The organism is Bacillus sp. RO2 (genome assembly GCF_012911845.1).
Classification (GTDB): Bacteria; Bacillota; Bacilli; order Bacillales; family Bacillaceae_I; genus Sutcliffiella_A.
This window is the reverse complement of the sequence record NZ_JAAXCU010000043.1, coordinates 186,940-203,140: the sequence shown is the minus strand read 5'-3', so window position 1 is coordinate 203,140 and position 16,201 is coordinate 186,940. Positions and strand designations below refer to the sequence as shown.

General features: G+C 41.9%; 6 protein-coding genes. 3 read left to right on the top strand and 3 right to left on the bottom strand.

Features of this window, described 5'->3' with window-relative positions:
• Positions 1 to 682: 682 nt before the first annotated feature.
• Positions 683 to 3,760 carry an efflux RND transporter permease subunit gene (locus HF078_RS12645; RefSeq protein ID WP_169291475.1) on the bottom strand — a complete coding sequence of 1,026 codons (3,078 nt, stop codon included), beginning with the start codon at positions 3,758 to 3,760 and terminating at the stop codon, positions 683 to 685.
• Positions 3,761 to 3,855: 95 nt separating this feature from the next.
• Here HF078_RS12645 and HF078_RS12640 point away from each other — a divergent pair, with 95 nt between their 5' ends.
• On the top strand, positions 3,856 to 4,695 hold the full coding sequence (locus HF078_RS12640; RefSeq protein ID WP_169291474.1) for a TetR/AcrR family transcriptional regulator: 840 nt from the start codon (positions 3,856 to 3,858) through the stop codon (positions 4,693 to 4,695).
• Positions 4,696 to 5,144: 449 nt separating this feature from the next.
• On the opposite strand, the gene HF078_RS12635 is transcribed toward HF078_RS12640, so the two are convergent.
• A complete protein-coding gene (locus HF078_RS12635; protein WP_169291473.1) occupies positions 5,145 to 6,005 on the bottom strand; it encodes an NERD domain-containing protein in 861 nt (286 codons plus the stop codon).
• Between the two features lie 374 nt (positions 6,006 to 6,379).
• Between HF078_RS12635 and HF078_RS12630 the strand changes: the two genes are divergently transcribed.
• On the top strand, positions 6,380 to 7,102 hold the full coding sequence (locus tag HF078_RS12630) for a bacteriorhodopsin (protein ID WP_169291472.1): 723 nt from the start codon (positions 6,380 to 6,382) through the stop codon (positions 7,100 to 7,102).
• A 593-nt stretch (positions 7,103 to 7,695) separates the two neighbouring features.
• On the top strand, positions 7,696 to 8,466 hold the full coding sequence (locus HF078_RS12625) for a TerC family protein (protein WP_169291471.1): 771 nt from the start codon (positions 7,696 to 7,698) through the stop codon (positions 8,464 to 8,466).
• A 698-nt stretch (positions 8,467 to 9,164) separates the two neighbouring features.
• On the opposite strand, the gene HF078_RS12620 is transcribed toward HF078_RS12625, so the two are convergent.
• Positions 9,165 to 15,719, bottom strand: coding sequence for a 5'-nucleotidase C-terminal domain-containing protein (locus HF078_RS12620; protein WP_169291470.1), 6,555 nt, complete (start codon positions 15,717 to 15,719; stop codon positions 9,165 to 9,167).
• Positions 15,720 to 16,201 lie beyond the last annotated feature (482 nt).

Genomic DNA, 16,201 nt, shown 5'->3' with positions numbered 1-16,201 from the left:
TTTTTTTCTACCGTTGTTCTGTTCCTGTTGTTTTTTAGTGAGGATAGATAGTCTCCCTACTATCGTTTTACTGTTCTTGCTGGATTTTCGGTCGGTGAGAGAGGCTTTCTACTACCGTTTTTCTGTCCCCGCTCTATTTTCGGGCGGGGAGAGAGGCTCTCTACTACCGTTTTCCTGTTCCCGCTTGATTTTCGGGCGGAGAGAGAGGCTCTCTACTACCGTTTTCCTGTTCCAGCTTGATTTTCGGGCGGAGAGAGAGGCTCTCTACTACCGTTCTCCTGTTCCAGCTTGATTTTCGGGCGGAGAGAGAGGCTCTCTACTACCGTTTTCCTGTTCCCACTCCATTTTCGGGCGGAGAGAGGGGCTCTCTACTACCGTTTTCCTGTTCCAGCTCCATTTTCGGGAGGAGAGAAAGGCTCTCTACTACCGTTTTCTAGTTCCCACTCCACTTTCGGGCGGTGAGAGAGGCTCTCTACTACAGTTCTACCGTTCCCACTCTATTTTTGGGCGGAGAGAGGGCTTCCCTAATTAGGTCTTAGTCGAGTATAGACTGGTCCTAATAGACAGTTAAAAAGAGTCAACCTTCTACCACCAGAATACTTCTCCTATCCCCCTCACCTATTACCTAAAAAAGAGGCGCCCACAAACCGGACGCCTCTCCTCTAAATCTAATATCTAATATCTAATTCTCCTGCACTTCCCTACGGTTCTTCTTAAACATCTTCGACAACACTTCATACACAATCGGCACAATAATCAATGTCAATAGTGTAGAACTGGTCAGTCCACCAATAACGGTAATACCAAGACCTTTTGAAATTAGGCCTCCCCCACCGTCGATTGCTAGTGGGATTAGTGCTCCAATCGTCGCGATAGCTGTCATCAGGATTGGGCGTAAGCGGGTTGCGCCTGCTTCTAGGATAGCGTCGCGCATTGTCAAACCGTCATGTTCCATATGAATGATGCGGTCAACAAGTACGATTGCGTTCGTTACAACGATACCAATTAGCATGAGTAGTCCCATCATAACAGGTACAGAAATGGTTTCTCCTGCCAAGAATAACCCGACAAAGGCACCGATTACAGCAAACGGTAAGGAGAATAGAATCGCAAATGGTGCAACGCCTTCCCCAAATGTCACCACAAGAATGAAGTAAACAATTGCAATTGCGGCTAGCATCGCAAGCCCCAGCTGCGTGAACGTTTCTTGCATGTCAGCTGTCACTCCGGCAACTTCCATCGTGACGCCATTTGGCAGTTCTACATCACTGATGGCTTCATCCACTTCTGCGGTTGCTTTGGACACGTCATCTCCAATGACCGTTCCGCTGACAGAAGCGTAGTATTCGCCTTTTGATCTAGCTAGGGTATTTAACGTGGTGCCTTCTTCTACCTCCACAAGTTCTGAAAGTGGCATCGTCCCACCCATAGCAGTTGGAACTTCTGTTTCTAATAATTCATCAATTGATTTTGCTTGCTCTTTTTGTTCTTGTTTTACAATGACATCAAGGGTTTTGCCGTCTTTTTCTACATTTGTCAGTACTTCTTCAAATTGCGGACTTAGCATCATCACGATTTGGCCTGCCGTCAGTCCGTATTGAAGCAGCTCATCTTGACTCACTTTCAACGTATGCTCAACATACGCTTCCTCGGCAGTTGAAGATACATTTTCTAATGAATCTGTTCCGCTCATCGCTTCTTCTACGTTTTTCACTGCTTCATTCAGGTTATCAAGGTTTTCACTTGAGAATGTGTAGCTAATCTCGTTGGAAGCCATGGCTCCAGTGGCGAAGTTTTGGCTTTTCCATTCACCCGATTGACCGATGTTGAACACATAGTCTTCCACTTCCGTTCTTGCTTCAGGGAAGTTTTCCATGTCAGGGTCAAAAATGAGGTACATTAACACGCCGTCAGATCCGCCGCCCATCATGGCCATCTGCTCATTTGCCCCTTCTGTGACAGACAGCTGGACAATGTCAATATCGTCACGTTCCATCATGGCTTTTTCTACTTCTTCCACATTCGCAAGGGTTTCTTCTTTTAGCTCCCCTGCTTCTGGTGTGTACGTTAAGTACACGACTTTTTCTTCTTCGCTTCCTAAAAAGCTGAATCCAATCAGTGGTGTCAGACCTAGACTTCCGACCAATAAAACAACCGCTATAATCGATGTAATAATTTTATGGTTCAAGGACCAGTTCAAGACACCTTTGTACCAGTTTGCAAGTTTTCCAACTTCCTTATGGCCGCTTTCTGTCTTTTCGCTATAAAGCTTTTTCTTGAAAAGGAAGTGCGACATCGCCGGAACGATGGTCACTGCCACAATTAGTGACGCACCAAGCGCAAAGGTCATAGTCAGTGCGAACGGCATGAATAGCTCGCCAACCATTCCGCCTACGAAAATTAACGGAGCAAATACAGCAACCGTTACAAGCGTCGAGGATAAAATCGGCTTGAACATTTCGAGCGTTGCTTCCCGTACAAGCTCGCGGCCTGTTAATTTTTCTTCCTTCAAATGCAGTCTTCGATATATATTTTCCACAACAACGATGGAGTCATCAATAACCCGACCGATTGCAACGGTTACCGCTCCAAGCGTCATGATGTTCAACGTAATTTCCATCCAGTTTAAAAGTAAAAATGCCATGAAAATAGACACTGGAATAGACACGATAGAGATAAGGGTCGACTTAATATCCCTTAAGAATAAAAGGATGATTAAGATTGCAATCGCGCCACCAAACAATGCTTTTTCCACCATTGTTGCCACGGATTTCTCGATTGGTTCCCCTTGATCCAGCGTGACATCTACCACTAAACCATCGATACGTTTTTCTTCTTCTTCCATTAACGACTTAACTTCGTTCACGACATCCACCGTGTTTGCTTGCGGATGTTTCAACACTTGAATCGCAATAGCGTCTGCTCCGTTCGTTCTGGAAACAGATTCCACTTTACCTACTACTTCGATTTCAGCAATATCACTTAATTTTACAAAAGGAACTTGAACCGTTTCGGACGGAGTGACTGGAATCAGCATCTCCTCTAGTTCCGCTGCAGTCATGAATTTCCCGTCGACGGAAACTGCTTCTTCTCCCTCTTCAAACTCGTAAAGTCCTAAGGAAACATCCAAGTTGCTTGCTTGAATCATCTGTTTGACATTATCTTCGGTTAACCCAAGTTCTGTCATGCGTTCTGTGTCATAGCGAAGCTCGACTTCTTCGATATGTTGTCCGGCAATAGTCGCAGACGCAACGCCTTCAAGCTTTTGGATCTTCGGAAGCAAGGATTCTTCCACCGTTGCGGAAAGTTCCACGATATCCTCTGTTTCACTGCTTGCACTTAAGGCAACAACAGGCATCATGTTCATGCTGATGGCCGTGACCATTGGTTCCTGCGCACCCTCTGGTAGTTCCACATCAGCCAATGCTGAAGTTAATGCTCGCTTTGCTTCATCCATATCCGTTCCATATTCATATTCAATCTGTAAGTTAGCAATGTTGGAATACGAGTTGGAATAAACAGCTTTCACATTGTCTAATCCTTCCGCCACCTGCTCAAGCGGGATCGAGACATCCTCCATCACGGTTTCTGGTGTTGCTCCAGGATAAACATCCATCACCACTAAAAATGGGATCGAGATATCTGGAATCGTTTCCGTTTTCATTTTTGTACCGGAATAGATTCCTGCTACGGTAATAATAATAGTCAGTAACCATACTGCCAGCTTGTTTCTAATTACAAAATTGACTAACCCTCTCACGGTTGCACCTACCCTTTTATTGACTTAAATTACTCTATTCCATATAATAATGACTATCCGGTCATATGTCAACGAATACGTATAGGAGAAAATACATGTCTAAAAAACAACTAATCATGGAAAAAGCGACAGAGTTGTTCGCAAAACAAGGTTTTGAAGCAACTTCCATTCAACAAATAACAGAACAGTGTGGCATATCAAAGGGGTCTTTCTACCTGTCTTTTAAATCAAAAGACGAGTTGCTCACTGAGATGCTTGACCACTTTTTCATGGAGATCACAACAGAGACTGACCAGTTAGTCAACTCTAGTAAAAATGATGCCCAACTTCTTTTTAAGTTCTACCAATTGATGTTTCACTTCTTTGCAAAACACGCCGATTTTGCAAAAGTGCTTATAAAAGAAATGCCTCATTCTTTAAATCAGGAATTACTAATCAAAACCCGTGCTTATGATATTCAGACTTCCAAAAACATCTTGGTGATGGTGGAAAGTATGTACGGAGAAAAGGTTCAGGCAACTAAATTTGATCTGGTTTATTGTATAAAGGGATTTCTGCGAATCTATTCGGAGTTGTTTCTTTTCTATGAGGTGGACTTGGACATGGATTTGCTATGTCAATCGCTCGTTGAGAAAACGAATAGCCTGGCGAAGCATTCTAACATCCCGTTTATTACGGAGGAACTGGATTTCTATTTTAAAAATGCAGAGAAAATAGGTGACTCCGATTCCAGGGAAAAAGTGCTTGCTTTGGTTGATGGAAAGGCTGCGGAAGTGGAGGATTCAGTGGTTAAAGAATCGTTGCAGATGTTGCGCGAAGATATTATGGAGCCTTCCCTGCCGCTTGCAGTTCGGAAAGGATTGATTGAGAACGTGCGGGTTCACGCCGATGGGAAATGGGTGGCGCTGGTGTTGGATCGGTGGTTTGGGTTTTAGGTGGTTTTTGGTGGGTTTTTAGGCACAGGCAACGCGACCCAATGTGGGGTGGCGAGCCTGTCCCCTCACCCCTTGTTTAGTTAAATGTCCGAAGTTTTTGGTTTTTTGACCGAAGTTTTTTGAAAGTTGACCGAAGTTTTGGCAAAGTTGGCCGAAGATTTCCATAAATTGACCGAACGAAATTTTGAGAAGTGGCCAAAGGTGGTCGAAAGTTGACCGAATGTCACTTTGATTTGACCGAACCCCTAGTCTATTTCCACTTCTCTTGTCCGAAGCAAGAAGATAAATGTCCGAACCAAAATTCACCGACAAAAACTGAGTCATTTTCAACTAAAAATACGTGTTTTTATATCAAAAACCACTATTGCGAGCAACAAAGATTTAATTACTGTTTTTAGCAGTAAAGATCCTTACTTAAATCTTTGATACGGGTCAACACGCCCGGTCTATTAAGAAATCTTAGCAGTAAACCTACATCCCGGATATCCACTACACCCATAAAAAGATCCATATTTACCCTTCTTGATTGAAAGCTTCCCACCACATTCTGGACAAGTCTCGGCTTCCGTTTGGTTAAGAGTCTGCTTCTTCACAATTGGTTTTACAACCACGTTCCCCGCTTGCTTATCCCTTATCGCTTCTATATGCCTTTTATGTACCATTTTCTTTTGTTTCCCATCCTGGATGATCAATTGTTCCAAGGCTTTGTTTATCCCTCGCAGCTCCACCTCACTTATTTGACGGCTTAACGATTCCTTAATGATTTTGTTTAGCTGAGGGATTTGAATAACCCTTGCCGAGGTGAAATCATCCTCAAATTTTAACGTGGACTGGCTGGAGAAAGCAATGATAGATTGGTAGTTATGGTGCTCTCCGAGATAACCCTTCAACGCCTTAATATGCCCATAATTCTGCCAGATCGGATTTAAAAACTTCTCTTTGCGTTTATAAATCACCTGCGTCCAGTTGCGCTGATTCTCCTTTCCGAAAATCCATCCATCATAATGTTTGGTTTCAATAACAAAGATGCCAGTCGGAGAAGTTACCACATGATCCACTTGCGACGTACCGCCATTTTCATTTGGCACATATAAATCATGATACACGGTGAACAACGGACCCAGCTTCTCTAATTCTTTGTTTACAGCCCGCTCCCCAACAGCCCCTTTTATCCTTGCATAGTTGGCTTTTAAATAGACCATTCCAGCTAAAAAAAGAAATGGCAAAGCAATAGGGATTATAAAATACAACACTGGTAATACAATAATGATACTTAAAAAAATCACTGCAGCTTTCTGATATTTGGCCAAAGAGACACCTCGTTTGATTTGCTATATTTATTAATTCTTTTCCAATAATAGGGCACTCAGTTGTATAAATCTAGTATTTTATGTAAAAAAATAGAAAAATATGACTATATACGAAACTATAATTCTTTCAAAAGCTATCTCAATAAACTATGCAAAAATAGTCGATATCACTCGACACCTTTTCACCCCACATTTCTCAGCACCAAAAACAAAATTAATCATACGTTTGTTTAAAAATAGTTATTCAAGAAAAATTTCATGGAACCTTTTTTTCATACGTGACCCTCGCACCACTACCACCACCAAAAAGAATAAACTCCACATTTCAGGAAAGAATAACCACTAATAAATACTGATAAAGCGAGTTGAATCATTTGTACACTGAGATGTATCCCATTGAGGTTAATCTTTTATGGTTTTATGTTGCTGTCATGTTCATAGCTGCTGTTATTTTTGCAGTCATGGGGTTTAAACGAAAAAAGTTGCCAAGGGCTGAATATCTGATTGCTTTCATTATTGTCGCTTGGTCTGGAACTGCCTATTCCGCCATAGCATTGGGGCAAGGCCATGTCATGATTGGAGACAAAGTAACCTATTATGCACGATATTTGGACTGGTTAGTGACGACACCGCTTTTACTTGTGGCGCTAGCTTTTACCGCGATGCATTATATGCCAAAAGATAAGGTGCTAATCGGTGGTCTGATCGCTGCAGATGTGTTTATGATTTTGACAGGCCTGATTGCAGACTTATCTCCCACGCCTGTAAGGTATTTTTGGTATGGATTAGGGTGGATTGGCCTGATGTTTATCATGTATATCATCTGGTGGCCCCTTAGACGAAAGGCCATGTCACAAAGCAATAAGCTACATCGATTCTATCTCATTGTGGCCGGATACCTTACCATACTTTGGTTCGGATACCCTACATTCTGGATTCTCGGTCCATCAGGTATTCATCTTTTTGGGCAAGTAACGGATACGATACTTTTTGTGTTTTTGCCCATCTTCTCTAAAGCTGGTTTCAGTCTCCTTGACTTATTTGGTCTACAGAAGTTAGGAAAGAACTCGTCCAAAGTACCCCAGCCCATTCAATAGCCGGATAAAGCGGACGGGATAAGGGGCTCCGTACTTGTCCCCTCAGCCCACTAAATATTTTTGTTGCAAAACTTTTCAGAACATTGTATGATACTCTCAATAGCACATGAGTTAGTGTTATGCTCAAGCTTTGAGCTCATATACTCCAAAGGGGAGTAGCTGACAGTTATGTCGACAGTACGTGATAGGAATATCACCGGCTTAACTGGCAACGTTGACGTTGTTTGCGAGACCTTTGCCATTTTGGTAAAGGGATATATTTGTGTATTTCCAAACCTTTACCTTATATTTGGTAAAGGTTTTTTGTATTTTCCAGGGAGGGATTGGCGATCTAAACAAGCGGATAGCAAAGAACCCAAAATTAAAAACTCATAGAAAAAAGGAGAAAAACGAACGTAATTGAACCACTCATCAGAAAAAAATCTATTAATCTGGTTAACCTTACTTGTTACCTTGAAGTTGTATGCCGTTTCAATTTTAACCTTGGATCTTCACAACCCGCCAAGATCATTGGCATTACCATCAACACCTTCCTTTTAAATGAACCTTGTTTTACATGATGGACAAAAATAATAGAACGGAGGAAGATATAATTGGATATTGGTTTGTTACTTGAATACGGTTGGGTGTTGCTCATTCTGATTGGTCTGGAAGGAATTCTCGCGGCCGATAATGCGCTCGTCATCGCGACGATGGTAAGGCATCTACCTGAAAATCAACGGAAAAAGGCTTTATTTTACGGATTGGCAGGGGCATTTGTGTTCCGATTTGGATCGTTGTTCCTTATCTCCTACCTTGTACACATCTGGCAGGTGCAGGCTGTAGGGGCATTATATTTGTTGGGGATTGCCGTTTATCATTTACTGAAAAAACATGTTTTAAAGCCTAAGCTCATCAAGCATGCGGAGGAAAAGAAAGGCTCTGGTTTTTGGATGACCGTAATTAAAGTAGAGCTTGCTGATATCGCTTTTGCGGTTGATGCCATCCTTGCTGCGGTTGCGCTTGCGGTTATGCTTCCGACAACAAACCTCCCGACAATCGGTGGTTTGGACGGTGGACATTTCGCCGTTATCCTTGCAGGTGGAATAATCGGATTGGTGATTATGAGATTTGCAGCCGGCTATTTTGTTACCTTGCTTGAAAAACGCCCTGGATTGGAGACTGCTGCATTTTTTGTGGTAGGTTGGGTCGGGGTGAAACTTGGAGTGTACGCAATGTCCCATCCGGAACTGGCGATTTTGTCAGAAGGATTTGCTAAAGGAGCTCCTTGGAAGATTACGTTCTGGACTGTACTTGTGTTGATTGGGGTACTTGGGTGGATTCTTTCCAAAGAGGAACCAAAGGTACAACAGTTGGAAAATTAATAGGATGGGTTGCAGGGATACTGATTCCTGCAACCTAATTTTCCGAATTGATTCACGCCTTACAGAAACTATCTCAACATACTTTGCGTAAATAGTAGATATTTCTCGATGTATTTTCAATCCTTATTTACCAACTTCATGAACGAAATTATTCAAACGTTTGTTTGAAAATAGTTATCTAGGAAAAATATGATGTTTTCATATTCCTGACTTTTTGAAGTTAAGCAAAAGGTGGGCGGTAGCCTTTCCCCCATACTCACATCTGTATTTTGCAAATGTCCGAAGATTTCGATTTTTTGACCGAAGATTTCTGAAAGTTGACCGAAGTTTTGGCAAAGTTGGCCGAAGTTTCGCGGAAATTGACCGAACGAAATTTTAGAGTGGCCGAAGGTGGTCGAAAGTTGACCGAACGTCGCTGCGATTTGTCCGAACCCTTACTCTAATTCAACCTTTTTTGTCCGAAGCAAGAGGATAAATGACCGAACCAAATTTAAGCAGCAAAAACTAAGCATTTTCTATTAAAATATCACTATTTTTCTAGCAGGCGCGACCATTAGCTTCACTTAGAAGACACCCCCATTTGTAGATCACCATTTCCAAGCAAAAAAATATGGTGTGAAGATCCATAGATCCTCACACCATACTTTATTTCTATAAAAAGCTTAGAAGGGTGATCGTGCCTGTCCCCTCAGCCCACTTTAAGCAGCTCTTCTTCTATTCCAGAAGAATAACCCTCCACCAGCTAGAACTAAAACTAGTCCTGCCAGTAAAACATTAAACGTATTTGTTGCTGTTTTAGGAAGTTGTTGATTACCTTTTCCTGGCTTTTCAACCGGCTTATTACCTGGTTTGTCACCTGGTTTATGCCCCGGATTCTCTCCAGGTTTATTCCCAGGGTTCTCTCCCGGTTTGTTGCCTGGATTTTCACCTGGCTCTCCTGGTTCACCTGGATCTCCTGGTTCACCCGGTTCTCCTGGTTCACCGGGCTCTCCCGGTTCCCCTGGTTCTACACTCACATCTACAATTCGACCTTCAATCTCAGTTGGGATTCCGTCGCTTCCAACACTCACTAAGTGGTCGCGGAAGTTTTCCCAATCGGATAGACCTAGGTCTGTTACACGGCCTTCTGCATAAGCATTTGCAAAGACATCATAGCCGTCTCCGCCTTTTGCTGTGAATGCGTTCGTAGCTATTGTGTAAGTTTCTTCATCTTTAATTTCTACTAAATGACTGTTTTCATCCAGATATTGAATGGATACTACACGCTCGCCTGCAGGTTTCGTAGAATCAAACTCTATTACCCCTCCGGCTACATGCAAGAAGCCGCCATTTTCACCTGGATATTGGCTGAAACTTCTTTCGAATGCTGCTTTTAGCTCGGCACCAGTTAGATCCATCGTTGCCAATGTATTGGCAAACGGAAGAACAGTGATGACTTCACCAACAGTAATCGGCCCTTTGTCAATCGCTGCACGGATTCCGCCACCGTTTTGTAATGCCATGATTACATTCTTACCAGTGAAATCTTTCGCTTTTGCAAGCATTCCGTCGGTAATCAGGTTACCTAGGATTGTTTCGTTTTTACGTACACTTGGCTTTGTATTGTCGCCATCAGTACGTGGATTTTCTAATTCGATTGGTGTTGAAACGCCGATTTCTTCATTAGCTACTTCATCGACATGTGCTTTATATGGAGCCAATACTTCAACTGCTTCAGGATCAGCTTCTTTGTCGCTAACTTTAATTAAGCGTCCGTCATTTTCGATTACTACACCATTTTCATCGAATCTTACGTCCAATAAACCAAGATTGCTATTAGCATTTCCTGTTTGGACAATAATAGTTGGAGTTTCGTCTTCCGCTACTACTACAGGTTTGGACAATGCTGTATGACTGTGTCCACCTACGATAACGTCAATACCTTCTACTTGTTCTGCAAGCAACAGGTCATTATCTACTGCTACATTGTCGTCATATCCGATATGAGTTAATGCAATAATTTTGTTAACGCCTTGCGCCTCAAGGGATGCAACTGCTTTTTCTGCTTCCTCTAGGTAATTTTCAAAAGTGATGGAGCCTGGGCTTGAGATCTCAGCAGTTTCTTCTGTCGTTAAACCGAAGATACCGATTTTCTCGCCGTTCACTTCTTTGATGATACCATTATAAATTTCGCCATTCTCATAAGCTGCTTCAATGGAGTCATTGAATAGTCCATCGAACTTTGCATCTTTTGAAAAATCAACGTTAGCACTTACGAATGGGAAGTTAGCTCCCTTAACAAAGTTCACCAGTGCTTGATGGCCATCTGATGAAGAACCTAAGTCAAATTCATGGTTACCAAATGTCATGGCGTCAATGCCCATCAAGTTCATTAAGGCAAGTTCCGCTTCACCTTGGAATTCATTGAAATAAAGGGTTCCAGTGAATGCATCTCCTGCGTCAAGAAGAAGTGCATCTGGGTTTTCCGCTCTGATTTCTTTTACAGCTGTAACTGTCTTCGGCATGTTTTCCAACGCTGAATGCGTATCATTTGTATGCATAACTGTTAAGTCAAATAGACCTTTTACATCTGTGATTCGGCCTTCTGTTTCCGTTGGGATACCTTCACTGCCAATACTCACAAGATGCTCGCTGAAGTTTTCCCAATCAGATAGACCTAAATCTGTTACACGACCTTCAGCATAAGCATTTGCAAATACGTTATAGCCGTCTCCGCCTTTTGCTGTGAATGCGTTCGTTGCGATCGTGTAAGTTTCACTGTTTTGTACTTTTACATATTGACCGTCTTGATTTAGATATTTGACGGATACGATACGTTCGCCTGCAGGTTTCGTAGAATCAAATTCTACTTTTCCTCCCGCTACGTGTAAGAAACCGCCGTTTTCTCCTGGATATTGACTTAAGCTGATTTCGAATGCTTCTTTAAGCTCTGCGCCAGTCAATTCCATCGTTGCCAGTGTGTTGGCAAATGGAAGAACGGTGATGATTTCCCCTACTGTGACAGGACCTTCATTAATTGCTGCACGTATTCCGCCACCATTTTGCAATGCCATGATGACATTCTTGCCAGTGAAATCTTTCGCTTTTGCAAGCATTCCGTCAGTAATCAAGTTACCTAGGATAGTTTCGTTTTTACGTACACTTGGCTTTGTATTGTCGCCGCCTGTGCGTGGGTTTTCTAAAGCGTTAGGTGTTTCTACACCGATTTCTGTTTGCGCTACTTCATCCACACGCTTTTTAAATGGAGCAAGCACTTCTACTGCTTCTGGATCTGCTTCAATTTTATCTGTGATAGCGATGATACGGCCATCATGTGTAGTAATAACACCATTTTCATCAAAATTAACATTCAACACACCAAGGTTGTTGTTTGCATTACCAGTTTGAACAATTAGAGTTGGTGTTTCATCATTCGCTACCACTACCGGCTCTTTTAATGCTGTGTGGCTATGCCCACCGACGATTACGTCAATGCCTTCCACTTCTTCAGCAAGAACCAGGTCATTATCTACTGCTGCATTGTCGTCATAACCAATATGAGTTAATGCAACAATTCGATTAACACCTTGAGATTCTAAATATTCTACAGCTTTTTCAGCTTCTTCTAGATAGTTTTGGAACTCAATGGATCCTGGGCTGGAGATATCAGCTGTTTCCTCTGTTGTTAAACCGAAGATACCAACTTTTTCACCATTTACTTCTTTGACGATTCCATCGTAAATTTTTCCATTTTCATAAGCTGATTCAATGGAGTCATTGTATAACCCGTCGAATTTCGCATCTTTTGAAAAATTAACGTTTGCACCTAATAATGGGAAGTTTGCTCCCTTAACAAAGTCAACTAATGCTTGATGGCCTTCTGCTGAAGAACCTAGGTCAAATTCATGGTTACCAAAAGTCATCGCGTCAAAGTCCATCAGATTCATCATGGCTAAGTCGGCTTCACCTTGGAATTCATTGAAATACAATGTTCCAGTAAATGCATCACCTGCATGAAGAAGAAGTGCATCTGGATTAACAGCTCTTAGTTCTTTTAGTGCTGTAATAGTTCTTGGCATTAAATCCAATGCGGAATGAGTGTCATTCGTATGGAAAAGCGTCAGGTCTGGTCCCGCTAAATCAAGTTGAACCAACATAGGATCATGGTCAGATGCCTGTCCTTGTGCTTCCGTGAAATTCGCATTGATATGAATCATATCCACTGCTGTATTGGATACTAGATTATTAGAAACTAAGATATGGTCTAATACTTGGTTGTTTCCTTGGAAGAAATAGGAGAAACGGTCTTCGGCAGGAACTAGATCAACCATGTTTGTTAAAACTCCGCCTTTTAATGTTTGAAGAGCCGGTGTGAATTCGAAATCATTCATATCTCCAGCAACGACTACATTTAATGCAGGATTTTTCTCAAGTCCAGCATCCACGAAACTATTAATTTCTTGTGCTAATTGAAGTCGCTCCGCTTCTGAACCCAATTTCGGTGGTTGGTTTGCTCCCCATAGAGATTGGTCTCCACCTTTAGAATTCAGATGAGCTCCGATTACAACAACACGCTCACCTTGGAATTCGAACTCCGCAGCGATTGGTTTACGTGTGTCTGCGAATGCATCTGGATTAATAACACCTGGATTAAGCGTCAAGCTGCCATTTTCTGTCCAAGCATTTGCTTGAGTTGCGTTACCTTCCGTTGCATCAACTAAATCCACTCGTTCAGGGTTGTACAGGTACCCTACACGGATATTTCCGCCTGGCGCACCACCGTTTGTATTATTTTCAGGTGCAACATCTGTCCATGCATACGTTGGACCGCCAGCAGCTTTGATTGCATTAATCAAACGCTCATAGCTCTCAGATGCATCTGCATTACCAGAATCCGTCTGGCCATCATTATCCTGAACTTCTACTAGTGTAATAATGTCAGGAGATTTCATATTTTCTACAAATGAGTTTGCGATTCTTGCCACTTTCTCATCTGGAGTGTTTGCTGTGTTGTTTGAGAAGTTTTCGATATTGTAATTTGCTACCGTCAATTTGTCGTCTGCAGGTTCAATATGCGTCACTTCAGGTTTAATGCTTGATGGAATTACATTTGGCAATGTGCTCTTGTTTGTTACTAGTTGGTAACCGGCACTTGCATAAGAAAGGATTCCGATGACATCGCCATCAAATTGATCGCCTGATTTGTAGTCGTTACCGACGTTATCAAGCATGATTTTTTCTGGATTATAATCGTCTGCTGCAATATTTAATCCACCCATAACGTTCAGCTTGTTGTTTGTAGTGCTTTCCACAATGATTGGAACATCACCAGAGTATGGCGGTCCAACTACAAGCGCGTCAGGGAAAGAAAGGCGCATATATTCAACAGATTCCCAGAAATCAATACCGTCTTCTTCCGGATTAAAAGATTCCAATTTGTCGTTGTCGATGATTTTGTTTGGTGGGATAATATCTTCTCCAACCACTAGAGGCGCTGGAAGGTCAGCTGTACCTGTCTTTTCTACTGCTGTTCCAGTAATCTGTGTTTTGGAAAGGTTAGCTCCTCCACCATATTCTGTCACTTTTCCATCTACAGAAACGGTATCCCCTACAGAAACGCCATGGTTTCTTAGGTATACTTCAACCGCTTCAGATGTTGCGCTGTCATCGTCTGCATTTTCAACATCCTGCATCACGAAGCTGCTTGTACCAAAAACATGTGTGACAACACCAGTGATATCTGTTACGGAAGAACCATTGTATTCGGAAACATGGCCTTTCCCTTGGATATCATGGATAAAGATGCCTTCCGTATCAAGAATTTTGTACGTAAAGCTGAATACTTCACTTTCTGTTCCTTCCACAACTGCGATTGCTTTAATGGTTGTTTCACCAGTTTCTAAAGCAATTGCTTCCGTGTATTTTGTACTAGCTGTAGTTGGCGCTGAACCATCCGTCGTATAATAGATTTCAGCACCTTCTGTACCGGACTTCAATTCAATTTTCGTACCTGCTTCTACAACACCTTCTGGTTGCGTTACATATACGGCAGGTTTGTTCACTAAATCATAGCTTTCTAGACCAGTAGTTTTTAAGTGATAACCAGTACTGTTAATAGATCCAACACCTGTTAGATGTACTTTATCGCCTTCTTTGTATTGCTTGATTAAGTCATCATAGTTGGAACCTGTACGATTATCATGAATGACCGTTACGCTTTCTCCACTTTCAAAAACAGCTTTGAACGTTGCTGTTCCATAGGAATCTTTCGTCATATCCGTAATCGTAACGTTTTCAAGCTTTAAAAACTCACCTTGTGTGCTCTCATCTACTTCTGTCACAACTTGTGCGGCAGGAAGTTCGTTTCCAGATGAAAGAATTTCTAGATTAGTAATATCCTTGATTTCTAATTCATTGTTATATGTTACTAAATTTCCGGTTAATCTAACTTTTTCACCAGGCTTTACACTTTTTGGGCTTCCATAGATGAACATTCCAGCAGTTTCATCTTGCATATAGAAGGAATCTCCGCCCCAAAGTCCTGTGTTCGTTGTCGCAATTCCTTCAATCGTTACCGTATTGTTTTCGCCAAGTTCGCGAGCTTCTGCAATAGTGATTGTTGGAGTTGGTTCTGGATCGGTAGGCTCACCAGGGTCGGCAGCTCCGAAAGTGTGTTTTCCAAGATCAGTGAAAACATCTTTCCCTTGGTTCGACCATTCTGTGCTTTTATCAAAAGCGTCGTTGATGACCGTATCGCCTGTTGTGATATTGCTGTCTCTAACAAGGGAAACGTCTGCCAGGACATTATCAGCTGAGCCGACTTGGCCAATGGAATCGACTACTTGTCCATCTTTTTTCAGGACAACTTGATCGTTTCCGTTGAAGTTGATGACTTGCTTGCTGGTGTCAATTTTGTCTGCGACAGCTACAATATCAGCATGTGCATCTTCGCGAGAAATAACGTATGTATCGCCATTTGCAAGCTTTCCTTCTAATGATAATATCTTATCGGTTGTGGTAGTTCCTGTGGTTGCTGAACCACCGTTGTTGTAATGTTCAAGAGTATAGCCGCTCAGGTCGACTTCTGCACCTGTTCCATTAAAAAGTTCAATAACTTTATTAGAGCCTGACCCCTCAATATACTCCGAAATAATGAGATCTGTCGCAACAACAGTATCTGCATGTACTTTCGTATTAGCCGCTGGTGCAAATAAACTTGTAATCAAGAACACCAATGTGACAATACTAATACTTCTTTTGTGTTGTCTCTTCATTTTCTTCCTCCCATTTTCTTAAATTAATCGACCCTTTTGTTGACTCGTGGTGAAATTCTTCACTACATTTTAGGGGAAATTGTTCTACACCCATAAGGCTTATTACCTACATTTCCTTCATGCAGTCAAGCCTACCCAGACATTATTGTAAAGTCATATTATGAATCTAGTGTTAATTTAATGTGAAGATTTGTAGAATTACCGCAAAATATAAGAATGATAATATTCGGAAAATAACAGCTAGATTCCTAGATTTTCGACTTTTTTTAACCTTTTTAAACAAAAACCCCCTTCCCCATTATAGATTGGAGAGAATTATCTGTAAATACAAATTCTTCTTGATAGCGCTTCCTTTTCTTTCCTGGAAGGGTTTCAGGGGTTGGCTAAAGGGACAGGAACGACGACCTAAATTGAGTCGTCGCTCCTGTCCCTTCAATGTTAAATGTCCGAAGATTTTTGATTTTTGACCAAAGTTTCGGGAA